Source organism: Salegentibacter sp. T436, from assembly GCF_001932675.1.
Lineage (GTDB): Bacteria > Bacteroidota > Bacteroidia > Flavobacteriales > Flavobacteriaceae > Salegentibacter > Salegentibacter agarivorans.
In genome coordinates this window covers 2,419,708-2,445,540 of sequence record NZ_CP012872.1, presented here as the reverse complement: position 1 = coordinate 2,445,540, position 25,833 = coordinate 2,419,708, and the positions used below count along the sequence as shown (strand labels likewise).

Annotated in this window: 22 protein-coding genes; 5 read left to right on the top strand and 17 right to left on the bottom strand. The window is 35.2% G+C overall.

Going from position 1 to position 25,833, the window contains the following annotated elements:
* Nucleotides 1–6: 6 nt before the first annotated feature.
* From rfbB (AO058_RS10710) to AO058_RS10645, 14 genes are all read right to left on the bottom strand, one after another.
* Nucleotides 7–1,053 (bottom strand): dTDP-glucose 4,6-dehydratase, encoded by a 1,047-nt coding sequence (gene rfbB, locus AO058_RS10710; protein WP_075326549.1) that lies wholly within the window; start codon nt 1,051–1,053, stop codon nt 7–9.
* Nucleotides 1,054–1,063: 10 nt separating this feature from the next.
* On the bottom strand, nt 1,064–2,068 hold the full coding sequence (locus AO058_RS10705; RefSeq protein ID WP_075326548.1) for an NAD-dependent epimerase: 1,005 nt from the start codon (nt 2,066–2,068) through the stop codon (nt 1,064–1,066).
* A gap of 9 nt (nt 2,069–2,077) precedes the next feature.
* A complete protein-coding gene (locus AO058_RS10700) occupies nt 2,078–3,472 on the bottom strand; it encodes a UDP-glucose 6-dehydrogenase (protein WP_075326546.1) in 1,395 nt (464 codons plus the stop codon).
* A 100-nt stretch (nt 3,473–3,572) separates the two neighbouring features.
* Nucleotides 3,573–4,859: a nucleotide sugar dehydrogenase gene (locus AO058_RS10695; RefSeq protein ID WP_075326544.1), complete on the bottom strand. Its 1,287-nt coding sequence runs from the start codon at nt 4,857–4,859 to the stop codon at nt 3,573–3,575.
* Between the two features lie 28 nt (nt 4,860–4,887).
* Complete coding sequence (gene rffA, locus AO058_RS10690; protein ID WP_075326542.1) at nt 4,888–6,048, bottom strand: dTDP-4-amino-4,6-dideoxygalactose transaminase; 1,161 nt, start codon at nt 6,046–6,048, stop codon at nt 4,888–4,890.
* A complete protein-coding gene (locus AO058_RS10685) occupies nt 6,045–6,767 on the bottom strand; it encodes a GNAT family N-acetyltransferase (protein ID WP_075326540.1) in 723 nt (240 codons plus the stop codon). The genes rffA and AO058_RS10685 overlap by 4 nt, the downstream gene beginning before the upstream one ends.
* A 24-nt stretch (nt 6,768–6,791) precedes the next feature.
* Nucleotides 6,792–7,784, bottom strand: a complete 993-nt coding sequence (locus AO058_RS10680) for an SDR family oxidoreductase (protein ID WP_075326538.1) — start codon at nt 7,782–7,784, stop codon at nt 6,792–6,794.
* A 342-nt stretch (nt 7,785–8,126) separates the two neighbouring features.
* Nucleotides 8,127–9,383: a sulfate adenylyltransferase subunit 1 gene (locus tag AO058_RS10675; RefSeq protein ID WP_075326536.1), complete on the bottom strand. Its 1,257-nt coding sequence runs from the start codon at nt 9,381–9,383 to the stop codon at nt 8,127–8,129.
* Between the two features lie 66 nt (nt 9,384–9,449).
* Nucleotides 9,450–10,355, bottom strand: a complete 906-nt coding sequence (gene cysD / locus AO058_RS10670; RefSeq protein ID WP_075326534.1) for a sulfate adenylyltransferase subunit CysD — start codon at nt 10,353–10,355, stop codon at nt 9,450–9,452.
* 1 nt (nt 10,356) lies between these two features.
* Nucleotides 10,357–10,950 carry an adenylyl-sulfate kinase gene (gene cysC / locus AO058_RS10665; protein WP_075327949.1) on the bottom strand — a complete coding sequence of 198 codons (594 nt, stop codon included), beginning with the start codon at nt 10,948–10,950 and terminating at the stop codon, nt 10,357–10,359.
* A 135-nt stretch (nt 10,951–11,085) separates the two neighbouring features.
* A complete protein-coding gene (cysQ, locus tag AO058_RS10660; RefSeq protein WP_075326532.1) occupies nt 11,086–11,910 on the bottom strand; it encodes a 3'(2'),5'-bisphosphate nucleotidase CysQ in 825 nt (274 codons plus the stop codon).
* Nucleotides 11,911–12,194: 284 nt separating this feature from the next.
* Nucleotides 12,195–13,067 (bottom strand): glucose-1-phosphate thymidylyltransferase RfbA, encoded by an 873-nt coding sequence (gene rfbA / locus AO058_RS10655; protein ID WP_075326530.1) that lies wholly within the window; start codon nt 13,065–13,067, stop codon nt 12,195–12,197.
* Nucleotides 13,064–14,122 (bottom strand): dTDP-glucose 4,6-dehydratase, encoded by a 1,059-nt coding sequence (gene rfbB, locus AO058_RS10650; RefSeq protein ID WP_075326528.1) that lies wholly within the window; start codon nt 14,120–14,122, stop codon nt 13,064–13,066. Before rfbB (AO058_RS10650) ends, rfbA begins: the two co-directional genes overlap by 4 nt.
* A gap of 118 nt (nt 14,123–14,240) precedes the next feature.
* The gene (locus tag AO058_RS10645) at nt 14,241–15,248 is read right to left on the bottom strand and encodes a LacI family DNA-binding transcriptional regulator (protein ID WP_075326526.1); all 1,008 of its coding nucleotides are present in this window, start codon (nt 15,246–15,248) and stop codon (nt 14,241–14,243) included.
* A 229-nt stretch (nt 15,249–15,477) separates the two neighbouring features.
* On the opposite strand from AO058_RS10645, the gene AO058_RS18540 reads away from it, so the two are divergent.
* The 4 genes from AO058_RS18540 (at nt 15,478) to AO058_RS10630 (ending at nt 17,589) form a co-directional block, all read left to right on the top strand.
* Complete coding sequence (locus AO058_RS18540) at nt 15,478–15,627, top strand: hypothetical protein (protein ID WP_198036106.1); 150 nt, start codon at nt 15,478–15,480, stop codon at nt 15,625–15,627.
* A gap of 159 nt (nt 15,628–15,786) precedes the next feature.
* Nucleotides 15,787–16,107, top strand: a complete 321-nt coding sequence (locus AO058_RS10640; protein ID WP_075326524.1) for a phosphoribosylpyrophosphate synthetase — start codon at nt 15,787–15,789, stop codon at nt 16,105–16,107.
* Nucleotides 16,108–16,205: 98 nt separating this feature from the next.
* Complete coding sequence (locus tag AO058_RS10635; protein WP_075326522.1) at nt 16,206–16,700, top strand: Dps family protein; 495 nt, start codon at nt 16,206–16,208, stop codon at nt 16,698–16,700.
* A gap of 7 nt (nt 16,701–16,707) precedes the next feature.
* Nucleotides 16,708–17,589 carry a mechanosensitive ion channel family protein gene (locus tag AO058_RS10630; protein WP_075326520.1) on the top strand — a complete coding sequence of 294 codons (882 nt, stop codon included), beginning with the start codon at nt 16,708–16,710 and terminating at the stop codon, nt 17,587–17,589.
* Nucleotides 17,590–17,686: 97 nt separating this feature from the next.
* Here the strand turns inward: AO058_RS10630 and AO058_RS10625 are convergent, their stop codons facing one another.
* Together AO058_RS10625 and AO058_RS10620 are read right to left on the bottom strand one after the other, a co-directional pair.
* Nucleotides 17,687–18,367, bottom strand: coding sequence for a sulfotransferase (locus tag AO058_RS10625; RefSeq protein WP_075326518.1), 681 nt, complete (start codon nt 18,365–18,367; stop codon nt 17,687–17,689).
* Between the two features lie 40 nt (nt 18,368–18,407).
* Nucleotides 18,408–22,127 carry a metallophosphoesterase gene (locus AO058_RS10620; RefSeq protein WP_075326516.1) on the bottom strand — a complete coding sequence of 1,240 codons (3,720 nt, stop codon included), beginning with the start codon at nt 22,125–22,127 and terminating at the stop codon, nt 18,408–18,410.
* 54 nt (nt 22,128–22,181) lie between these two features.
* Between AO058_RS10620 and AO058_RS10615 the strand changes: the two genes are divergently transcribed.
* On the top strand, nt 22,182–23,366 hold the full coding sequence (locus tag AO058_RS10615; protein ID WP_075326514.1) for a Pycsar system effector family protein: 1,185 nt from the start codon (nt 22,182–22,184) through the stop codon (nt 23,364–23,366).
* Here the strand turns inward: AO058_RS10615 and AO058_RS10610 are convergent.
* Nucleotides 23,358–25,727: a GAF domain-containing protein gene (locus AO058_RS10610; RefSeq protein WP_075326512.1), complete on the bottom strand. Its 2,370-nt coding sequence runs from the start codon at nt 25,725–25,727 to the stop codon at nt 23,358–23,360. The genes AO058_RS10615 and AO058_RS10610 overlap by 9 nt on opposite strands.
* Nucleotides 25,728–25,833 lie beyond the last annotated feature (106 nt).

Sequence of the window (25,833 nt, the reverse complement as noted above, 5' to 3'; positions counted from 1 at the left end):
AACGAATTAACGCTTATATTGTTTTTGATAATAGTCTTTATACGCACCATTGGTAACATTCTTAAGCCAGCCTTTATTATTTAAATACCAGTCGATAGTTTTTTCAAGACCCTCCTCGAAAGTTACCGAAGGCTTCCATCCAAGTTCTTTATTAATCTTACCAGCATCTATAGCATAGCGCTTATCATGACCTGGCCTATCTTTTACATAAGTGATCAATTTGGCTGAATCTCCATTATTTCTATCCAACTTCTTATCCATTATTTTGCAAAGCAAATGAATAAGATCAATATTTTGCCATTCGTTAAACCCTCCAATATTGTAGGTTTCATTATTTTCTCCACAGTGAAAAGCAAGATCTATAGCCTCGGCATGATCTTTAACAAAAAGCCAGTCCCTTGTATATTTACCATCTCCATAAACAGGAAGGGATTTATTATTTACAATATTATTGATAAATAATGGGATTAGCTTCTCTGGGAATTGATTGGGTCCGTAATTATTTGAACAATTGGAAATAACATAAGGCAAGCCATAAGTTTCTCCATACGCTCTCACAAAGTGATCACTGCTTGCTTTTGAAGCAGAATAAGGTGAGTTGGGATCGTAGGCAGTTGTTTCGGTAAACAAACCAGTTTCTCCCAGCGTACCGTAAACTTCATCTGTACTAATATGATAAAATAGCTTATCCTGAAAATTACCTTTCCAATTTTTTAAGGCAGCATTCATCAGGTTCATAGTGCCAATCACATTGGTTTTCACAAAAACCAAAGGATCAGAAATAGAACGATCTACATGAGATTCAGCAGCAAGGTGTATTACTTTGCTAAAATTATATTTTTCAAATAAATCTTCAACTTCTTCTATATTATTGATATCTGCCTTAAGGAAAGTATAATTTTCTTTGGATTCAATATCCTTTAAATTTTCCAGATTCCCGGCATAGGTTAAGGCATCCAAATTAAATATCTCATAATCTGGATATTTGTTTAAAAATAAACGAACCACGTGGGATCCTATAAAACCAGCACCTCCAGTAATTAAAATTTTCATATTACCAATTTTATTTATAGTATTTCTTATACCAGTTTACAAACTGTTCTATGCCTTGGGATATATTGGTATTTGGTTTATATTCAAAACTGCTTTTTAGAGATTCCACATCTGCCCAGGTTCTTTCCACATCTCCGGGTTGCATAGGCAACATTTCCTTCTGTGCAGATTTCCCCAGTTGCCGTTCTATCTCTTCAATAAACGCTAACAGGTTTACCGGTTTACTATTCCCAATATTATATAGGGAATATCCTTTACTATTCTTCGCGTCTACAATCTTCGCTACTCCAGCAACAATATCATCTATATAGGTAAAATCCCTTTCCTGGTTACCATTGTTAAACACCTTTATTGGTTTATCATTTATTATGGCATCTGTAAATAGAAACATCGCCATATCTGGTCTACCCCAGGGACCATAGACTGTGAAAAACCTTAATCCTGTAGTTGAAAATCCGTACAGGTGACTGTAGGTATGAGCCATTAACTCATTGCTTTTTTTTGTGGCAGCATATAAGCTAATAGGATGATCTACATTATCGTCTGTAGAAAATGGCACCTTTTTATTCTGTCCATACACACTGGAACTACTGGCATAGATCAAATGCTTTACATCATGTTGCCTGCAACATTCCAGTAAATTTGCAAAGCCTACCAAATTACTATCGATATACGCCTCCGGGTTCTCTATACTATATCGAACACCTGCTTGTGCCGCAAGGTTTACTACCTTTTCAAACTGATAGTAGGAGAATAGTTTCGGTAGATTATCCCGATCTTCCAGGTTTAATCTTATGAATTCTAAATTTTCAAATTTGCTGCTCTTACAGGTTTTATTGAATTTTATTACATCCTTTTTTGATACCCCTAACTCATTTAACCGGTCATACTTTAATTGAGGATCATAATAATCATTAATATTATCCAACCCAACCACCATATGGCCAGCCTCTGCCAACATCTTTGTAAGATGAAAACCAATAAATCCCGCCGCTCCGGTTACTAAAACTCTCATAGTTATCTTTTAACTCCCTATTGCATAAAATTCAAATCCTATCACTTCCTTGGTCTTTCTCTCCAGCAATCTTCTACCATCAAAAAGAAAAGCTGGTTTTAGCATCTCATCATATATTTTTTGCCAGTCCAGTTCCTTAAATTCATCCCACTCGGTTAAAACTGCTACCGCATGTGATTCTTTCGTAGCTTCGTATGGCGTATTTACCACTGTCACCCTTGCTCTATTCTCTTCAGATGAACGGGTGTTTAAATAATTCAGGTCGGCATAGATCTGCTCTGTCCTCACCTTAGGATCATAAACCACAATTTCTGCCTGTTCATTCAACAAATAGTCTGACACGTAAATGGCTGCAGATTCCCTGGTATCATTTGTGTCTTTTTTAAAAGCCCAACCCAGGATAGCTATCTTTTTACCTGAAACCGTATTAAACAAAGTTTGCACTATCTTAGCCGCAAACCTCCTTTTTTGGTGATCATTCATAATAATTACCTGCTCCCAGTAATCGGCTACCTCATTTAATCCAAAAGATTTTGAAATATAAACCAGGTTTAAAATATCTTTTTGAAAACAAGAGCCTCCAAAACCTACAGAAGATTTGAGAAATTTTGATCCTATTCTGGAATCCATTCCAACGGCTTTAGAAACTTCATTTACATCTGCCCCGGTTTTCTCACACAATTCACTCATTGCGTTTATACTGGAAACTCTTTGTGCTAAAAAAGCATTGGCCGTTAGTTTTGATAACTCTGAAGACCATACGTTAGTAGTTAACAAGCGTTCCCGCGGTACCCAATGTGCATAAACATCAACCAAAGCTTCCACAGCTTCTTTTCCTTCAGTCGTATCGATATCTCCACCTATAAGCACCCTATCTGGATTCATAAGGTCATCAACCGCAGTTCCTTCTGCTAAAAATTCAGGATTGGAGAGAATTTGATAATTAACACCATTTCCGGTGTTATCAAGAATATTCTTTAAAGCTTCTGCAGTACGAACAGGTAAGGTAGATTTTTCAACAACAATTTTATCGGTCTTAGAGACCCTGGCGATTTTACGGGCACAAAGTTCGATATATTTAAGATCAGCTGCCATTCCCTTTCCAATTCCGTAGGTTTTGGTAGGAGTATTTACTGAAATAAAGATCATATCAGCTTTATCAATAGCTGCATCTACATCGGTAGAAAAAAATAAATTTCTACCACGAGCTTCTTCAACCACTGCCGATAATCCGGGTTCATAAATTGGAATATTTTCTACATTCTCATCATTCCAGGCTTTTATCCTTTCTTCGTTAATATCGACTACAGTTACATTTATTTCAGGACATTTCTGAGCGATCACCGCCATTGTTGGCCCTCCTACATAACCTGCACCTATACAGCAAATATTTTTTATCTTCATATTAAATTGACTTTGACACCCTCCTTTACAAGATTATCTATACATTATACTAGTGGCCATAACATTGTCTCAGGCTCTAATTCGATTAAACTATAGTTTTTTAAAGTTTCTTATCACACCTATCCCCAAGTACGCCCTTTACATCATAAACAACAGTATTTCCATTCTTTAATTGGTCAAGGTCCATTTCCAAAAATTCTTTATGAGCCACCGCCAAAACAACGGCATCATATTTTTCTTTTGGAAGCTCTTTTACAGTTTTAAGTCGGTACTCATGTTTTACTTCTTCCGGGTTAGCAAGCGGATCGTAAATAGTAACATTCGTACCATACTCATTGAGATTTTTAATTACATCTACAACCTTAGTATTCCTTACATCAGGGCAATTCTCTTTAAAGGTGATTCCCAAGACAAGGATATTTGCTCCCTTCACCTTCTGATCATTTTGCAACATCAATTTAACTACTTCTGAAGCGACATATTGTCCCATAGAATCGTTCATCCTCCTACCGGCAAGAATAATTTCAGGATGATAACCAATTTCCTGTGCTTTTTGAGCAAGATAGTAAGGATCTACCCCGATACAATGTCCACCAACAAGACCGGGTTTAAATGGAAGAAAATTCCATTTTGTTCCTGCAGCTTCCAAAACATCCTGGGTATCTATCCCCATCATATTGAATATCTTCGCCAGTTCGTTAACAAAAGCGATATTGATATCCCTTTGTGAGTTCTCAATTACTTTAGCAGCTTCAGCAACTTTGATAGTAGGTGCTAAATGTGTTCCAGCAGTGATTACATCAGCATAAAGTTCATTAACCTTTTTTCCAATCTCTGGAGTTGAACCAGCGGTAACTTTTAAAATCTTATCTACAGTATGCTCCTTATCACCCGGATTGATTCTTTCCGGCGAATACCCTACAAAGAAATCTTCGTTAAAGGTAAGTCCGCTATGTTTTTCCAGCACAGGTACGCATTCGTCTTCAGTAACCCCAGGATAAACTGTAGATTCGTAAATAACAACATCTCCCTTTTTAAGGACCTTAGCGACGGCTTCGCTACTTTTATATAGCGGAGTAAGATCTGGTCTGTTATTTTTATCTACTGGAGTAGGAACGGTAATTATATAGTAACTACAATCTGCTATATCTTCAAGTTCTGCCGAACAATACAAACCATTTTCCTTTTCTAAATCTTCCTTTTTAACCAATGCAGACTGAAGCACATCGTCTTCCACCTCAAGGGTAGAATCATGACCAGTCATTAGCTCTTCAACTCTGGCTTTATTGATATCAAAACCAACTACCGGATATTTAGTAGCAAATAATCTTGCCAATGGCAGTCCTACGTATCCTAAACCTATTACAGCTATCTTTTTATTGTCCATTCTTCAGTGTTATAAATACTAAATTATTTTATTTATGCAGTTCTTCTTTGTTAATGTAATCTTTTAAAATTTTCTCGGCGGTTGTGACTATAAAATCAACTTCTACTTGAGTTAAGTTGGGGTAAAGAGGCAAGCGAACTAAACGGCTAGCTAAATCTTCGGTGAATGGCAAATCATTTTCTGTATATCCCATCTTTAAACCCATTTTAGATGAATGGAGTGGAATATAACTGGTATAAGCAGCAATTCCCTCTTTTCCCATCCTATCTATAAATACTTTCCTTTTTTGATTTGAATTAAAAATCAACCAGAAACAGTGGTAATTAGTTTCTTTATAATCTTCAAGGTGTTGAAGTAAAAAGAAACCCTTTTCCTCATACTTTTTTAATCTCTCCTGATAAATATCGTATATTTTTTTTCGCTTCTGTTTAATCTCTTCTTCCTGTTCTAATTGAGCTAATAGCATTGCAGCTAAAATATCAGATAAAAGATAACTTGATCCTTTTTCTATCCACGAATATTTACTTTGAAGTCCATTAACAACCTTAGAACGATCTGTACCTTTTTCGGCCATATATTCTGCGCGTTCACGCCATTCTGGCTTATTCACCACTATAGCACCACCTTCCCCACAACTGAAATTCTTTGTATCATGAAAACTGTAACAAGCTATATGAGCCCTCTTCCCGCTTATATGTCCTTTATATAATGAACCATAGGATTGGGCACAATCCTGCATTACTGTTAAATTATATTTTTCTGCGATTATCATTATTTCATCAATATCACAAGGAACGCCAGCATAATCAATAGGGATTATCATTTTGGTCCTGGGAGTAATCAACTTTTCAATTCGAGCAACATCAATATTCATGTCGGAAGCCCTAACTTCACAAAATACCGGTTTAGCTCCAAAAATAACCATCGCATTAGCCGTCGAACTAAATGTAAACGAAGGCATTATCACTTCGTCACCTGGTTGGATATTTGCAATTAAAGCACCCATTTCTAAAGCCGCTGTACAAGAAGGTGTTAGAAAAACGCCTCTTAATCCATATTTTTGAAAAATAAGATCCTTTACCCGATTATTGAAATGATAGTTGCCGGCATGAGAACCCGAAGCTATGGCATCAGATATATAGGAGATTTCATTTCCAGTAATATACGGTAAATTAAAAGGTATCATCATATTAGATTAGCAGGTTTTCTCCATAAATGATTAATAACGGAACCTCTTTCACATTTAATACCAAAACGCTCATAAACTTTTAAAGCTTTTAAATTTTTAGCCTGGGTACTACTCTTTAAAATTGAACACTTCTTTTCCAGCAAATAAGATTCAATAGCTTCCATTAACATAAAAGATATCCCCTTACCTTCACTTTTAGACTCCACCCCCATAAGAGGTATTACACCTGTTCCATTATTTTCATTAATCTTCACAGTAGCGAAACCTTTAATTTTATTATTCTCTTCGTAAACTAACACAGTATCAGCGCCAATACCATTGACTGATTTATCTAACCAAATATCATATAGCTCATAAACTTTAGCCGTTGTGATATTATCATCAAAATAAAACCTACTTCGTCGTGCTATACGCTTCACTAAATTCCTCATCTCTATAGTTGCCCTAGACTGATTGAAAAATTTCACCTTCGGATGAAAGTTTTTTTTCAATTTCAATTCTTTTGAAAGTTCTACAACCTCATCAATTTTAAGAATAGAATAAAATTCTGATTCGGAAGGATCAAAAGGTGAATTAAAATAGATCAATTCCACATTAAAATGGTAAAGCTCTGATATTAATTCTTTATAATATTTTTGAGAAATATTTGAGCTTATTCTAGCAACCTTAAATCCAAAAAACTCAGAGTCCCAATCTAATATTTCAAAATCCTTCACCATAATGTACAATAGGCAAATTCAATATTAAAGATTCTCCCAATACCAGGATACTGCTTCTCTTAAACCTTCATCAATTCGATGACTTGGATCATATCCCAATAATTCTTTTGCTTTTTCTACCGAAGCTAAAGAATGTGGAATATCCCCCGCTCTATTAGGACCGTGTTTCACCTCCACCTTTGCTATTTCAGGATCAAATTTAGATAGGTGTTTTTTTAATAAGTGGGTTAATTCTACTAAGTTAGTTCTATCCCCCACTGCTGTGTTATATATTTGATTCACCGCATCTTCGTTTTTAGATGTCAGCGCCCTTAAATTCATCTGAATTACATTATCGATATATGTAAAATCTCGCGAGTATGTGCCGTCCCCATTAATCACCGGACTTTCACGTTTCATAAACTGCATTACGAATTTTGGAATAACAGCGGCATAAGCTCCGTTTGGATCCTGTTTCCTTCCGAAAACATTAAAATACCTTAATCCTATAGTATCTAATTTATAGGCATCCTGAAATATATCCGCATAGAGCTCATTTACATATTTGGTAATTGCATAAGGAGAAAGTGGTTTTCCAATTTCGTCTTCTACTTTAGGTAGTTTTTCTGAATCTCCATACGTAGAAGAACTTGCAGCATAAACAAATCTTTTTACACCGGCATCTCTAGCAGCCACCAGCATATTTAAAAATCCGGAAATATTAACTTCATTACTGATAATAGGATCGGCCAAAGACCGCGGTACAGAACCTAAGGCTGCTTCGTGTAATACATAATCTACATTTTCACACGCCTTATGACAAGTTTCCAGGTTACGAATATCCCCTTCAATTAATTGAAAATTCTTGTGATTTTCGAAGGCATCAAGATTATGCCTGTGACCGGTAGCAAAATTATCCAGGCAAACAACTTTAGCATTTAAATTTATCAGGGTTTCACATAGGTTTGAACCTATAAAACCCGCCCCACCAGTCACTAATATTTTTTTATCTTCTAATCTTTGCTGAAATTCAGTCATTTGAAAAATTAAATTACCTTTTTATCGGCCGCAAAGATAGAATTTCTTTATGAGGCTATTGCTAAAGAAACCTTAAAGCTTTAAAAACGTTAAAAATGTTGTTAATATTAGCAACCTGAATCTTTTTAAGGTTGGCAGCTCCAGCATATTTTTTTCAATTTTCAGAAGTATATTATCGAAGACTCCTGTTTTTTTATCAATTGCATAAAAATCGTCAGTTCAGACTGCACTCTTCGCAATTTATAAGAAAAGATTGATGATTCACGGCCCTTCAACTTTCAGTAAATCAAAGTACTAGTGAAATTTTTTAAAAAATATAAGAGTGAACTGTTTACGGAAACTTTAAACAACCATGCCAGCCGCAACGGTTTCATTAGTGTTTTCATCTATTAAAATAATACTTCCTGTATTTCGGTTTTCACGATAAGTATCTAACATCATCCGTCTCGTGGTCCTTATTTTAACTCTGGCAATATCGTTCATAGCCAGGTCCTGATCGGTCTTATCCCTTTCAAAAGTATTGATGTCCATTTTATATACCACCACTTTGATTAGTGCACGCTCTTCGTGAGAGGTGTGCACTATTGTATATTTCGCCCTGGGTTTAGCAGGCTCATTATTCAACCAGCATAGCATGACATCAAATTCCTGTTCCATTTCGGGCTGATTGTTTTTCCGTACAATCATATTTCCTCTGCTTACATCTATATCATCTTCCAGGGTCATTGAAATACTCATGGGTGCATAAGCCTCCTGAACTTCATGCTCCCCGGCATTAATAGATTTGATTTTTGATTGAAAACCTGAAGGCAATACGGCCACTTCATCTCCTACCCGGTAAATTCCGCTAGCGATTCGCCCGGCATACCCGCGGTAATCCCGGAATTCTTCATTTTGAGGTCTTAAAACAGTTTGTACAGCAAAACGAGCGTCTATTTTATTTATATCACTGCTTATATGAAGGTTTTCCAGCGTGCTTAGCAAAGTACCTTCCTGGTACCAGTCCATATTTTTTGAGCGGTTTACCACATTATCTCCCAATAGGGCACTAATAGGAATAAAACGAACATCTTTCATCAAAAGTTTGGAAGAAAATTCTTCAAACTGTCCTATAATTTTATTATATACCTCTTCTGAATAATCTACCAGGTCCATTTTATTGATGCATACAATAAGATGCGGAATATTCAATAAGGAGGCGATAAATGAATGTCGCTTGGTTTGTTCTATTACTCCGTGGCGGGCATCTATTAAAATAACCGCGGCATTAGCCGTAGATGCACCAGTAACCATATTTCTTGTATACTGAATATGCCCGGGAGTATCCGCAATAATAAATTTGCGCTTGGGTGTGGTGAAATAACGGTAGGCTACATCTATGGTTATGCCCTGTTCCCTTTCGTCTCTTAGGCCGTCTGTAAACAGCGCCATATCAATACCATCGTGTCCTTTTTTTGCGCTTGTCGCCGTTATTGAATCAAGTTGATCTTCAAAGATCGACTTGGAATCATATAAAAGTCTACCTATTAAAGTACTTTTTCCATCATCTACACTACCGGCAGTTGTAAATCTTAAAAGTTGATTGTTATTTATTTCCATGTTTCATTTTCTTTGTCTTACAACGAAGCGATCTTTATTCTTTTCTCTTTAAGCGCAACGGTCTATTTAAAAATATCCTTGTTTTTTTCTATCCTCCATTGCAGTTTCAGAACGTTTGTCATCTGAACGATCGCCACGCTCCGTTTTGCGCATTGCTGAAACTTCAAGTACAATTTTTTCAAGGGTGTCGGCATCAGATTCTATTCCACCGGTGATAGTAATATCTCCCAGGGTTCTAAACCTGATTTTCTTCTTTTCGATTTTTTCTCCTTCATCCAGCTTTAAATATTCTGAAACAGGAATCCAGGAATTATTTCTAAAAACAACTTCTCGTTCGTGAGCAAAATATAAAGAAGGAATCCTTATATTCTCTCTTTTAATATAGTTCCAAACATCCATTTCAGTCCAGTTACTTATAGGAAAAGCCCTAAAATGCTCTCCTTCAAAATGCTTTCCATTTAGCAGGTTCCAAAGTTCAGGTCGCTGGTTTTTAGGATCCCACTGTCCAAAATCGTCACGATGACTAAAGAAACGTTCTTTGGCCCGCGCTTTTTCTTCATCCCTTCTTCCTCCGCCAATAGCACAGTCTACTTTATTTTCTTCAATAGCGTCAAGTAAAGTGGTAATTTGAAGGGAGTTTCGGGTAGCATTTTTACCCTTCTCCTCGACTACTCTACCTTGGTCTATAGAATCCTGAACAGAACCCACAATTAATTTTACGCCAAGTTTTTCAACTAAATCGTTTCGAAACTGAATGGTTTCCGGAAAATTATGCCCTGTATCTACATGCATTAATGCAAATGGAATTTTACTGGGATAAAAAGCTTTTTTTGCTAAGTGGGTCACTAAAATTGAATCTTTTCCTCCTGAAAATAAGATTACAGGATTCTCAAACTGTGCCCAAACCTCTCTTAGTATATAGATGGCTTCTGACTCTAACTCGTCTAAATAATTTAAATAATATTTGCTCATTTTACTTTAATTCAAGTTTCTTTTGAAGCAGTTTCAAAATTCTGTTGGCTGCTTCTTCCAGATTTTCCCTTTCAGTATTTATTTCAATATCAGGATTTAAAGGATTTTCATAAGGGGAATCAATACCTGTAAAATTTTTAATTTCTCCCGCTCTTGCCTTTTTATACAATCCCTTTACATCTCGCTTTTCACAAGTTTCTAAACTTGTATTTACAAAAACCTCGATAAAATCATCCTTTCCAATAATCTCTTTCACCATATCCCTATTAGTTTTTTTCGGACTAATAAAGGAAGCCAGCACCACAGAGCCGGAATTAACCAAAATCTTGGCTACTTCAGCTGCCACCCTAAGATTTTCTTCCCTTTCTTTATTGCTAAAATTCAGTTCTTTATTTAATCCTTTTCTTAGATTATCTCCATCTAAAATAAAAGTATTAACTTTTGCTTCATAAAGTAGTTTCTCCAACATATTCGCCAGGGTAGATTTTCCCGAACCTGATAAGCCTGTAAACCAAACTACAAACGAAGTATGGTTATTTAGTTTATTACGCTCTTTTCTACCCAGGGAAAAATTAAATGTTTGGATATTGCTCATATTATCTTTTCTAAATTTTAAACAGAAAAAACCATCAGATTTCGCCGCTGATTTTACACTAAATATCTTGTGAAGATAATATAAACACATATCCATTACAATTTCCAAATAACCTGCATTGTTTAATTAAATTTCTTAGGCTAGATTTGAAACTACAAAGGAATTATTCAACAATACTTTTCTATTATAAACCATTTCTTTCCCCGTTTGTTTATCGATCACTTTTAACCCAACAGCTTTGCAAATAGCGTGACCGGCAGCCGTATCCCATTCCATAGTTGGTCCTAACCTTGGATAAATATCTATAAGTCCTTCGGCCATCAGGCAAAATTTAAGAGAACTTCCTTTCGGAATCACATTAACCTGCTGCTCATATTTTTCTTTGATCGATTCAATGAAACTAAGCGTCTCTTTATTAATATGAGATCTACTTCCTGCCACATTAATAGTTTTTTCAACAAAACCTGGAGAGATTTCCTGGGCCTTATTTATCAAACCTTCAATTTCGTTTTCATTATTAATAAGAATCTTAAAAGACTTACCTTCCTTAACATTCCCATAATAAAGCTCTTTACTTACAGGAATATAGATCACCCCAAAAACCGGCAGGTTATTCTCCACAAGGGCAATATTCACTGTAAACTCACCGCTCTTTTTTATAAATTCTTTGGTACCGTCTAATGGATCTACTATCCAGCATTTATTCCATTTTTTTCTTTCAGAAAAAGCAATCTCCTCATTTTCTTCACCGATTATAGGTATCCCGGTAGGTTGTAAATAATTATTTATTATATCATTAGCCGATTTATCAGCGAGTGTCACTGGTGAATCATCATCTTTAAGCTCCACATGAAAATCACCATTTTCGTAAACTCTCATTATTTCTAAGCCCGCATTTACAGCGGCTTTTATTGCCACAAGGAAATCCTGTGAAACATTATTTTGAACTTTGTTATTCATACATTTACTAATTGGCAATACTGTAATTACTTCGCAAATATAATATTTCCCATAAGTCTATCGAATTAATAGGGTTTTAAATATTGAAATTTTTAAAATTCTAATTCAAGGCTTATTTTCTTTGTAAAATACAATAGAATAAAAGATTTAACTAAGTAAAAATCAGAATACCTTAATTGGAAGGAGCAAATCAATAGACTTCCGAGAGACTGAGTGAAGATTTTAAAGGTTTTCTTACAAAAAAAACCAATAGTGCAGGGTAAATCAATATGGCATATACTAGCTCATCTTACCAAATTCAATAAATATTTCCCGTATTCACTTTTCTCAAGCTCCACCGCCAGTTTTTGTAATTGAGCTTTATCTAGATACTTTTTTCTGAAAGCAATTTCCTCAGGACAGGCAATTTTTAAACCCTGTCTTTTTTCGATGGTTTGTACAAAATTAGAAGCTTCTAACATAGAATCATGGGTACCGGTATCTAGCCAGGCGTAACCACGGCCTATAATTTCTACCTTTAATTCTTTTTGATCTAAATATGCCTGGTTGATACTCGTGATTTCCAACTCTCCCCTCTCGCTTGGCTCACATTTTTTGGCGATTTCAATAACTGAATTAGGATAAAAGTAGAGTCCGGTTACCGCAAAATGACTTTTGGGTTTTTCCGGTTTTTCTTCGAGGCTTAGTGCATTCCCCGTTTCATCAAAATCTACTACTCCATATCTTTTTGGATCATTTACATAATATCCAAATACAGTAGCCTGGCCGGATTCTTTACAGTTTCTAACCGCATTCTCCAGTAAACCGCTAAATCCCTGCCCGTAAAAAATGTTATCTCCTAAAACAAGGCATACGTCCTCACTTCCTATAAAATTCTCTCCAATAATAAAAGCTTCAGCTAAACCATTTGGCTTTGGTTGTTCCTCGTAAGACAAATCAAGCCCCCAGGCTTCTCCATCTCCCAGTAGTTTTTGAAAATCAGGAAGATCTTCGGGAGTGGAAATAATAAGGATTTCTCTTATACCCGCCAGCATTAAAACAGACAACGGATAATAAATCATTGGTTTATCATAAACCGCCAGCAATTGTTTTGAAACACTTTTGGTAAGTGGATATAAGCGTGAACCGGTTCCCCCGGCTAGAATAATTCCTTTCATAAATACTGCTCTTTATAATACTCCTTATAACTTCCCGAAACAACGGCTTCTATCCATTTGCGATTATTTAAATACCAATTTACTGTTTTCATTAACCCCTCCTCAAAAGTAACTGAAGGCTTCCACCCCAGTTCCTTATTAATTTTACTGGCATCAATTGCATAACGTTTATCGTGGCCCGGGCGGTCTTTTATAAAAGTGATTAAGGCTTCAGATGCTCCTTTTCTTCTATTCAGTTTTTCATCCATGATTTCACATAGCAACTTTATTAAATCAATATTTTGCCATTCGTTAAATCCGCCGATATTATAGGTTTCTTTATTTTTGCCTTCGTGAAATAATAAATCTATCGCTTTGGCGTGATCTATAACATACAACCAATCTCGCGTGTACTTTCCGTCTCCGTAAACCGGCAATGACTTATTCTCAATAATATTATTGATGAATAATGGGATAAGTTTCTCGGGAAATTGATTTGGCCCGTAATTATTGGAACAATTAGAAATTACATAAGGTAAATTATATGTTTCTCCATAGGCTCTCACAAAATGATCTGAAGCCGCTTTGGAAGCAGAATACGGGGAATTTGGAGCATATGAGGTTTCTTCCGTAAAGAGCCCTGTTTCTCCTAAGGTACCGTATACTTCATCGGTACTAATATGATAAAATAATTTATCTTCCAGCTTTTCTTTCCAGATCCCTAAGGCGGCTTCCATTAAATTTAGAGTGCCGGTAACATTGGTTTCTACGAATATTTTCGGATTGGAAATTGACCGGTCTACGTGAGATTCTGCTGCAAGATGAATTACACTATCAAATTTATATTCCTTAAAAAGCGATTTTACTTTATCAGCATCAGTAATATCAGCTTTTAGAAAATGATAATTTTCGGCACTCTCAATATCTTTAATATTTTCGAGATTGCCGGCATAGGTTAAAGCATCTAAATTAAATATCTGATAATTAGGATATTTATTTACAAAAAGACGAACTACATGAGAGCCTATAAAACCGGCACCACCGGTAATAAGAATATTTCTTTTCAAAGATTTCATTTAAAAAATATAGATTTTTCCTCAAAGATAGTTTTTCTAAGCACTTTTAAAACTGTCTTTCACCCTGTTTTTGACAATAAAACTTCGAAGATTGGAATCAATTATTATCGAAGAAAGCCTAAAAATCTGTAGATTCTAAATGAATTAATTTAGTATTAATGGTTTTATTTATTGGTTGTTTCCCGGCAATACGATTTTCAATCCTATTCACTAATAAATCTACCGCTTGCTCTCCTATTTCTTCCGGAAATTGCTCTACATAACTTATAGAGGGTGTTAAAAAACGCGCTACATCAGCATTTAAAAATCCAATTACTTTTAAATCTTTTGGGATACTAATTTTATTCTCATAAGCCAATCTATAGACCATCATAGTACTCACAAAATCTGTACATAAAATTGCCTCTACCTTATCTTCAACCAGAAGTTTCTGTGTTTTTTCCCTTAAAGAATCAGGTTTTGAAGAATTCGCAATATAAAAATCATCATGGTTTTTAAGAGCATTTCGGTACCCGGTGATTCTTAGTTTCCCCACACCTAAATGATGTATTGAAGTAGCAATTCCTATTTTCTTAATTCCCCGGGATTGAAGGATACGTGTTGCTTCTTCCAAACTATATTCATCGTCTATACCAATTTTATCTACCTGCAGATCCAGGTTAATCCTATCGTATAAAACCACCGGAATATCATAATCTACAAGATTAAAAAGATGATCGTACTCCTTTTTACGTTGTGTTTCTTCTGAAATGGCTATAAGCACCCCATCTACAAATCCCGAGGTTAGCATTTCTGCAATTTGCTGTTCCCTTTCCAGCTTTTCATTAGAGATATAGGTAATCACCTGTAATCCACTTTTCTGGGCCCTGGCCTCAATACCTAATAGTACATTGGCAAAAAATGTATTTGAAATATTGGGAATAATCACTCCTATAGTTCCGCTTTTACTGCTTTTTAAATTTACCGCCACAGGATTGGGTCGATAATTATGAAGTTTAGCAAGTTCCTTAACACGTTCTGCTGTTTTAGGGCTAATTTCAGGGCTGTCGTGCAAAGCTTTAGAAACCGTAGAAACTGAAACATTAAGTAATTTTGCCAGTTCCTTTAAAGTGATTTTATTTTTCATTTTGCTGAATTCTTAATAATGGAACGCTTTTCCTTTATATTATTTTAGCGAAATCGCTAATTTGCAAATATCCAATAAATTCGTGAGTTAAGAAACCCCTACTTCACAAAAGTTTTTTTGAAAGATAAAAAGGTTTTTAAAAATATTATAAATGTAGATAGAAATCTTACTAACCAGATTCAAAATTGCTTCCTATTTATAAATTTGTTCTTAATTTAAATTTTTATTTATGAAATTCCGTAAATCTTACTGGCTTTACATAATTGCGGCTATTATCACCATTGTAGGCCTGATCACCGGTTGGTATTTTTTTCTTCTATTGGTGTTTCCTTTAGGGTTTTTCAACTTCGGAAATAATAAAAATGAAGAAGATAATTGATAGCTGGTAAATCTCTGACACCGGAAATTAATATTCCCGCTGAAGCCTTTAAAAATAAGGCTTCATAAGGAGTTAAACTTATCCTAAACAGCATTTTTAATTTGCATATGAGGGCCTGTAAACGTAATTTAACATTATTAATCAATCAAACAATTTAAGATGAAAGATTACGGAACGCTTTCCCAGGCGATAAACAAATTAAAATTAGAAGAGGGTTATGAACACGATTTCAACCTTCTTGACGAAGAAATAGAGCTTAAATCGAAAGACGAAACTTTTGGAGTAGAAGATTTTGACGTAGATAAGGTTTTACGTTTTGAAGGAATGAGTAATCCTGACGATAATGCCATTCTTTACGCCATAACTACCTCTAAAGGTTACAAAGGAGTTTTAGTTGACGGCTATGGAATTTCCAGCGGCCAGGTCTCAAAAGAAATGATCGCAAAGCTTGATTTAAAAGATAACCGCCCTATTAATTAAGCCTCGTTAAACTTCTATTAAATCAGTCTTTTTTATTGGCTGATCCTTCAAACTATTATATTTTTGTATTGAATTTTTAAAAACCATAAATTAAAACTATGAGCTATTTAGGACTCGATAAAGAGAAAACAAGTAAAACTGTAGAGGAATTAAATGTTCTTCTTGCAGATTATCATTTATACTATCAAAAACTTCGCAATTTTCACTGGAATGTAATTGGGAAAAACTTTTTCGATTTACACGAGAAATTTGAAGAATTATACGATGATGCTAAATTGAAAGTAGATGAAATTGCTGAACGTATTCTTACTTTAAGATATACACCAATCAGTAATTTAACCGATTATCTTGAAGCATCTAACCTAAAAGAATCTAAAGCAGATTTAACCGATTATGAAATGATCGAGACCCTGCTTAAAGATCACGGGACTTTACTTAAGCAAATGCGCTCTGTTGTAGAAACTGCAGATAAAGCAGGTGATGAAGGTACTATAGATTTAATTGGTGCTTACATTAGAGAGTTAGAAAAAACAAGCTGGATGTTAGATGCCTGGAAAATGAAAACTACAGACTCTCATAAGTCCAGCAAATAATTAAAGATTGGAAGACGAATTTAACCTTAGAGAATCCCTAGAAGGGATCACCGCAAAGTTAGTAAGTTGGCTTGATGCCTTAATTTTAAATCTACCCAACTTCTTACTTGCAATCCTGGTTTTTATAATATTTATTTTCCTGGCTAAATATACCGGCCAGTTATTAAGTAAACTACTGGGAAAACGGGTTAAACAAGATTCTATAAGACAAATAACCGTTAAGGTGAGCAAGGCAATTGTGATCCTTATCGGTTTTTTTATTGCCCTTGGCATTTTAGACCTTAATAAAGTGCTTACTTCGGTGCTAGCCGGTGCAGGGGTTGTTGGTTTAGCTATAGGTTTAGCGCTACAGGGAACCTTAAACAATACATTTTCGGGAATTATTTTAAGTTTTTTACCCGAACTTCAAATTGGCGATTGGATAGAAACTAATAATTATGCCGGGGAAGTAACCGAAATAAACCTTAGAAATATAGTTGTAAAACAAGCCGATAACAATTACGTAGTTATTCCCAATTCTAAAATTGTGGAAGAACCTTTTAAAAATTTCTCTAGGACCAACCGCTCTCGCGTAATGCTAAATTGCGGCGTAGGCTACTCTTCTAACCTGGAAAAAGTAAAAGAAATGACGATTGAAACGATCTCTAAACATTTCCCTTCTCGTGGAAATGAGCAGGTAGAATTTATGTTCACTGAATTTGGAGATAGCTCCATTAACTTTGTAGTTCGCTTTTGGACTGATGTTAAGAAAAACCGGGACATTTTAGTTGCCCGAGACATTGCTATTATTGAAATTAAGAAAACTTTTGACAAGAATGGTATCAATATTCCATTCCCTATTAGAACTATCGATTTCTCTAATACTTTAAATATGAAGAAACCGGATTAAGATTGGAAGTTATTTTATTTAATTGAGTCTAAAAACGATTAAAGTAAAGTAGAACTTATATAAAATCCATTCGATTTCGACTTAAATTATTATTCAATTAGATACTCTTGGTTTTGTTCTTCCATGGAAATTCTGTTGACTCAAGCTTCTCAATTTCCAAGAAATTGCATAGCCTTCTGTATGCCCCCTTTTCAGCAACATTTAAAATCAAGAGATCATTTGGTCTATGCCGAAAATATTCTATAACTTCTTTATTATGGTTTTCATAAAATTTAAAAAAATCCTCTCTACTATAAAGATTTGATTTAGGTGTATTAAAAATAAGATTAAAAGAACGCCAGACACCTCCTTTATAATTGTATTTAGCTAATTTAAGATCCCTCTCTGTAGGTAAATTTCCGTTTCTCCCCCAAAGATTTGCGTGGGATTTGGTTATGGAGTTGTACCATTGCTCGGTATTATCTCTTATTGTTAGAATATATTTGCTTCTGGGGAAGGCTTGATCTAAAGCCACGTATGTATAAGGTAAACTAAATGGAATATCTTGAAAAAACTGGGCTGAATAACAATACTTGACTATTTTATGAAAATTACGCTGGGCCCAGGCTGGTAATAGGCTTTCTGCTCTTGATTGGTTTCCCACACTATAACCTAACTCCTTCATTGCTGATTTTAGAGAAGTTGTGCCGGTTTTATTTGCGCCTATGCAGAAAATCTTTTTTTTATTATAAGCTTTTATATACTGTTTACCAGCATATAATTTCCTTTTAATACTCATTAGTTTTGCAAATTTTAACTTTCAATTTTTTAATCAAGAATTAAAACTGGAATCCAAAGCCGAAAGCAAATCGGTAGCCATCGTCACTTCTAAAGAGGCTAAAGGTTCCATTAACAGCGTCTGCACTGTTTACCCAGAAACCAACTCCATAACTGTCGTGCCATTGATTACTGTCTTCAAAATCGGCCCAAACCCTACCTAAATCATAGCCTCCAAAAACTCCAATTTGTAAAGGTAAAAACCTGGTGGTAAATTGATCAAAACCATATCTAAGGTCTGCACCGGTTGCAAAAGCACTTTTCCCGGCAAAACGTTGTAATCGATATCCTCTTAATCCACTCTCACCACCTAAATGCGCTGCCTGATAGAATTCATAATCGTCACCCATATTTAAATGCGCCTGAACTCTTGTTTTTAAAACCAGTTTGCGGTTTGTGGTAAGCGCATTATAAAAGCCCCAGTATGGTTTAAAATATCCATAAACCTGATCGGGATCTGCAGTATTCATTTGGCCACCCAAATTAAGTTCAAATTTCATCCCTCTACTCGGGTTTAAGTTATTATCATAACTTTCGTAACGATATAAAGCATCTAATCCCGCAAAATATTTTCTGTCGAAGAACTCTGGATCATCGGTTTCAAAATCTTCAGTAATAAATCTTCCTTCTGTATCTTCAACTTTATTTCCTTCAAAAGTGGCCATATATCTAAATAAGCTACCAAAAGGTGTTTTATTTTCAAATCCTGCCTTTACCCCAAATCGACTTATTTTTACACGGTTGTAGTCAAAATCTAATTCATCATCAAAATTCGGCGTTTGATTTCCGAAACCAAAAAAGTTCCTGGCAAAATTGGGACTCGTATAATTGGCACCAACTATTAGATTATAATTTCCAAGAATATGAGCAAATTCACCTTCATAATAAAGATCAAAACCTTGGGTTGCAAAATAATAACCACCGCCAAAGGTATGTTGGGCGGTAAATGGGTTTCGTTTAAAAGCATTAATAGTATTTACAACTTCAAGTCCAATTTTAAAACCATCATCGGGGTTAAATCCAAAACCGGGTAAAATAGCTCCCGTGGTAAAATTCTTTTTATCCTTGTCGTAAGTATTTATTTCATAATCATCGGTAAACCTAAACTTTGCGCCACCGCCTTCTTCAATGGTATTTGGTTTAGATTTATGATCGTAAATTTTAAGTCGGTTGTTATTATTTATAGTATAAATATCATTATTCTGGCCGCCAATAATCCTTAAGAAAATATAGTTATCACCTTCGCCATCTACCTGAATTTTATCATCATCATCCAGGGCGTATAACCAAATCTCGTCAGTATCTTTTTTATTATAAACTTTATCACTCAAAACATCAGCTCTTTCACCACCTTTATTTCTACTAATCTTAATACGGGTTTTTCCATCCTTCATTCGGGTAACATCAACAAAATCGTCTTTATCTGTGCCCGTAACAATCGCCAAATCGGCAAAGTGATCGTAATAACGCATCGCAATATCTACAATATTATCCCGTCTCGCTTTTACCTTTTTGATTAGTTCTTTGGTAGTATCATCGTACGTTTCAGGCGGAAGTTTTGCAAAAGCTTCTTCAATAACCGCATCGGTCATATTTTCCTGAATATATTCAGCTTGCTCTCTCCAGGTTTCTTTCCCTACATTCTGAAGCAGGGAACGGTCTAGACCTGTAGCAGAAACATTAAACCATTCTACATTATTAATATCTTCACCGTAAACCGCAAATTGCGAAGCAAAGCCGGTTAAAGCTCTTAACGTGCCAAAAAAGGCACCATCAAAATTAGAAAATACCTGGTCTCTATCTCTGGGAATTGGCTTGAATATACGGTTTCCCTCCTCATCTTCAATTTCAGCCCAGCGCCATTGATCCTGGTGTCTATCCCAATCGCCAATAAGCATATCAAATATCCTGGCTTTTACATAGGCCGGTTCGTCTAAAGAGTATTTTTCATCCCGACGCAACCGATCAAACATCCCAGCGGTACTTTGAATATCGTGATTTGGAGACCCAAAACTCTCGGCACCCAACCAGTGATCTTCAGGACGCTCCTCTATCATATAAATTGCGTCTCCATGTTCTTCGTTATATTTCCCTAATCTAGGTTGCTTAGGTAAATAATAAATTTCGGGATTTGTATGGTGTACTCCAATAGCATCAGCCATAGTAGGGATAGCCAAAAATGCATATGGATGCGCCGCGGTATAAAAATCTGAAATTATATCCTCGGCTACTGTATTTTCTAACTGGGTCTCAATAGGCGTATTTTTAAAGGCAACCGTTTGCAAGAACTGAACAGCCTTCTTTTTTATTCTTCTAAAGTTATATTCCCTATCCAGACTATCTTTCATTCTAATAGAAATAGTTTGGTGACCACCACCGGCTCTCATAGGCGTTAAACCTCCGTAAAGGGTTTCCAAATCTGCGACTTCTAAAGTAATATCTGTACCGTAGAGTTCTCGATATCTCTCTCCCCAAACCGTTCTGTGAACAGAGCCTTTATCGGTTTCATTCTCCGGATAAACCGAGGTGGTTACTGTGTCATCAAATTCTTTCGGAAATTCAGAAATATCAAACTCTTGAGGTGCTTCAAATATTTCTTTCTGAAATAACAGTTTTGGTTTATTCTCTTCATTTCCATAAAAACTAACCCAGGATGAACCGTCCTTAAACACATCATAAACTGCAAAACCCTGTTCAGGATAAGCAAAAACCCCATCGTTACTTAAAGTTGCGTAAGTTGCTTTTGAAGTTGAACCCGAAACAATTTGTTTAATCTTTCCATGTTCTATATACTGTAAAGAGTGTTCATGGCCACTCACAAATATTAACCTGTCAGACTTTTGGCCAAGGGTTTCCAGACGTTTAACTAAAGATTTATAACGTTCGTTTTGAGCATCCTGGATTGAAACACCACCCGTGGTTCTAATTAAAGTAGCCAAAGAACCTAAAATTGGTATAGGAATTTTCTTTTGTGAAGGATAAATGTGCCGATTAAAATTATACTGCCCCCCGTGAATTCCATTGGTGAATAAAGGATGGTGAAGCGCTACAATAATATTCTTATTCTGGCTTTTTTTGAATTCTGTTTCTATTTCAAGAAATAGTGCCTCGCGGGTTTTGATTTCGGCACAATCGTCATTTATCGTTGGGCTTTTATCCCAGTCTTCAAGATACCATTGAGAATCTATAACTATTAGGGTAATTTCGTCCCCAATATCCATAATTTCCAGGCCACAACCTGCTTTTGGGCTCCATATTAGGTCTTCTCCAAACTTCTCTTTTAAATACTTCTCTTCTCTTTCCAGCCCATCAATACGCTCATTATACCAATCGTGGTTACCGGGAATAAAGAGTACATTCCCATCATAATCTTCAATAGCGTCTAATTGGGCATCTATTCTATACTCTGCAGCTTCTCTATCCGGGTGGCCTTCTTCAGGCATTCCGTCAGGATAAATATTATCTCCCAGGAAAATGGTATAATTATCTGATTGTTTTACAGAATCTAGATAGCTTTTAAAAGCAATAAGACCTTTAGAGCTTCCACCAATTGGCGAGTAACCACCGTCTCCTAATAAATAAAAAGACTTTTCAATTTCTTTATTTTGAGGATATCCAAAATTGGAAGTAGGTTCTCCTTCGCGGTATTTAGGATCTGATGAAACACACGAAAAAATCACTAACAGGGCGGTTAGTGACATAAAGAAGTTAGTTTTTTTCATAAATGGTATTGAACATTTTTTGTACTTTGGCGAAACAAAAACAAGCTAAAATATATGAATAATCTCATTGAGAAAGCAGATGATTTTGTTTTAAATCTTTTCAAGGAAAAATTACCGAACACGTATATATACCATAATTACAAGCATACAGAACGGGTGGTTAAAAGTACTAAAGAATTAATTGCCAATTCTGAAATTAATGTTAAACAAGAAGAGGCGTTGTTGCTTGCAGCCTGGTTACACGATACCGGCTACACCCGAACTTTTAAGGGTCATGAAGATGAAAGTATAAAAATTGCAGAAGATTTTTTAAAACAGAACAATGCCACACCAGAGCTCATTGAAGATGTTCTAAATTATATAAATGCCACAAAATTTGAATCTAAACCTGAAACTCTCCCCGAGAAAATTATAAGGGATGCGGACTCGTCTCATTTTGCTAAAGAGTATTTTGAAGAAACCAGCGAACTGCTAAGGCAGGAATTAGAACTTCATAATATTAAGAATTTTACTACCGGTGAATGGATACAGGAGAACATACGAATGTTCACTGAAAAGCATCAATTTTATACCGATTATGCTATTGAAGAATGGGGCCCAAAAAAGGAAGAAAATCTCCTGGAGCTCATTGCCGATAAGAATAAGCAAGAAAAGAAATTAAAGAAAGAAGAAGCTAAAGCGCGTATGAAGGCGCGTTATAAAAATGATAATCCTGAAAGAAGTATCCAAACACTTTTTAGGGTAACGCTTAGAAACCACATAAAATTGAGTGATATTGCCGATACTAAAGCCAACATCTTACTTTCGGTAAATGCGATAATTATTTCCCTGGCGCTTGCTAATATGATTCCCAAATTAGACGCGGCCAGTAATAAACACCTACTTATTCCAACCTTAATCCTTATTTTGTTTAGTGTGGCATCAATAATACTTTCGGTACTATCTACCCGGCCTCAGGTAACCAGTGGAGAATTCACCAAAGAACAGGTTAAAAACAGGGAAGTAAACCTTCTTTTCTTTGGAAATAGCCATAAAATGCCATTTGAGCAGTTTAAATGGGGTATGAAGGAAATTATTAAAGATAAAGATTATGTCTACGAATCTTTAATGTTAGACCTGCACCTACTGGGTAAAGTCTTACATAGAAAGTATAAAATTCTAAGAATAACTTATACTGTATTTATGATAGGGATTATCGTTTCGGTAATCGCTTTTGTGGGCGCTTTTTACCTAATGTAATTCTTCCATTAAATTTTCATAAGTAATCGTTCTATCGGGTTCATTGCTATCTGGCGTATATAAAACATTTATCCTAATAGCTTTGAGCCCTACTACTCCCTGTACATCTTCAAGCTCAAGTAGTTCCAGGTCTTCACCCAAATAATTCTTGGTTTGCAAGTATTTTATATACCTTAAATATTCCTTTTCATCGCCTCGCTGGCTATATACAATTGCAATTTTTCCTTTTTGGGTAATGCGCTCTTCGGTTCCTTTTATAAAAGATTTATCTATTCGTTTTTTAATAATTTCATAGCGTGCATTGTAGGTGCCATCTACATCAAATTTCTTTTCATCCATCCTGTATCTAATAGACATTGTCGAGTTATAAACCAGGATTAATGAAGCGGCATCAAGCTTAATTGGTGTGGTTTGTTGCAACTGATAAAATCGGTTTTCCATTTCGCACATAGTGCTCAATTGCCACAGCCTAAGATTATATAAATACACCTTATTAAAAGGCCTTTCTTTTACCATAGAAGCGCCAATATAAATATTGTGGTCTACTCCATCAGTTTTATAACGTTCAAAATAATGCGGATAAATCTTTTGCGCAGCAATTTGTTTTCTGTCTAAAAATCGTGACATGGTGCGATTAATTTGCTGCACGGTTTCATCGTAATTTTTTCGATGATCATAAATTATTCCTGTTTCAGGATTAAGTTGATTTTGATATTCTTCAACCGCTTTTTTCAATTCAGAAGATTGCTTACTTAAATGGCTCATAATAGGATTTACTTCCTTCTGAAGCAAATTAAAAACCTTTTGTTCACTGGAAGCATTCAGGCTACTTTCCAGCTCGTCCATAAAGTCTGAAATTCTAAATTTAACCTGTTCATAAATAGGAAGTTCCTCTATTTTGTAAGCTTTATCTATTATAGACTGAATAATTTTTAATTGATGAAGCAAATCTTTTTGAATGGCATCATTTCGCGCATCAGAAGAAGCCACCACGTCTATTTGGCCATATAAAGGATAAATATCTTTAAAAACAATGTCTTTAAAGGAAGCCAATCCATCATCATCATAATCTCTAATATATTTTTTGGCTTCTTTTTCAAAAACCCAAAGCACACTTGGGTGTATAGAAGTACATTCACTTTGGATCACAGCTTTTACCCTATTTTCAAAATCACTGCGATTTCTATCTACCGCAGTAGCTATATAAGGGAGAATTTCATCTAATTTAATGGTATTAATACTATTAAGCTGGTTCTTTTTCTTCGCCACCAACTCCAGGATTCCCAGCAATCGATTATTTTTAACTACCGGGGCTAGAATACAACTTTTTACGTCGCCTTCTTTTAATCTTCTGGAAAGGATATTATTTTTCGTTTTTTTAGCATACTCATCTACGTTGGCAATGCTAAAAAAACTGTGATTTTTAAAAATATTATTAAAACCTTCTTCGCAAACGCCTTTCTTACATTCACTTACCAATTCATCATTTAAAATATAACTGTTGGCTTCTTTATATTCCATCTTTTCGAACATTTCGTCCTGCGGATTATAAACGGTAAAACCTACCCGAAGATCAGGGATTTTGTAGATAGACCTAAAAATCTCCTCTAATTTCTGAAGTTCATCTTTTTCTGAAGATTTTTCAAAAAGTAAAGCAGTTTTCAATTCAGATATTGCATCATCCATCGTAACATCGGTAAGATTTACGATGGTAAAACCTTTAAACACCCAACTATTAGGCGGAAATTTTTTACGCCATAAATCTATATCCTCAACATTTTGCAGCAGTTCATCTACATCTTCATCTGTAATTTTCTTTGCATTTTCTTTGGGATAGATATCAATAAAATCTCCGTTTAATGCAATACGGTATCGCCTGGTTATACCTTGTTTATCCGGGATATCAAAATATAGGGGGCGGGAATAGTCTATTTTATACCCGTAGTAATCGTTTAAAATGTTAATGCATTCCTGCACATATACACTTTTGTTATCCAGGTTTCTTATTTCAAGTTCAAAATCGTCTGGAGTATCCTCCATTATTTTCTTTAATCGCTTAGATCTATTAAACAGGAAATTTTGAAATGGAATAGAAGCCGCTTTAATTTCGTTATTGGTAAGTACATTTGGAAAAAGATCGTCCAACAATACCCTTACCGGCTCTCTGTAATTTTTTAACTCTTCAAAATCTTTAATACCTTCGGTTAATGCAGGGAAAGCCTCCACATGCTCAAGAATACTTTTTATATAATTCCGGGAAATCTCATTTTCTTCAAACTCGAGCTGTTTTTTATACTGCTCAACAACTTTATGAAAACTAATTTGAATCTCAAAAGGTAAATTTTGTTTCTGTTCTTTCATAAATAAGTAATATCTGTTAAAATTACATATTCCGCAAGGCTTACAAATTTACAGAGTTTAAATTAACAATTTTTTATAAAATTTGGAAGGTATTGCCATGACAGAT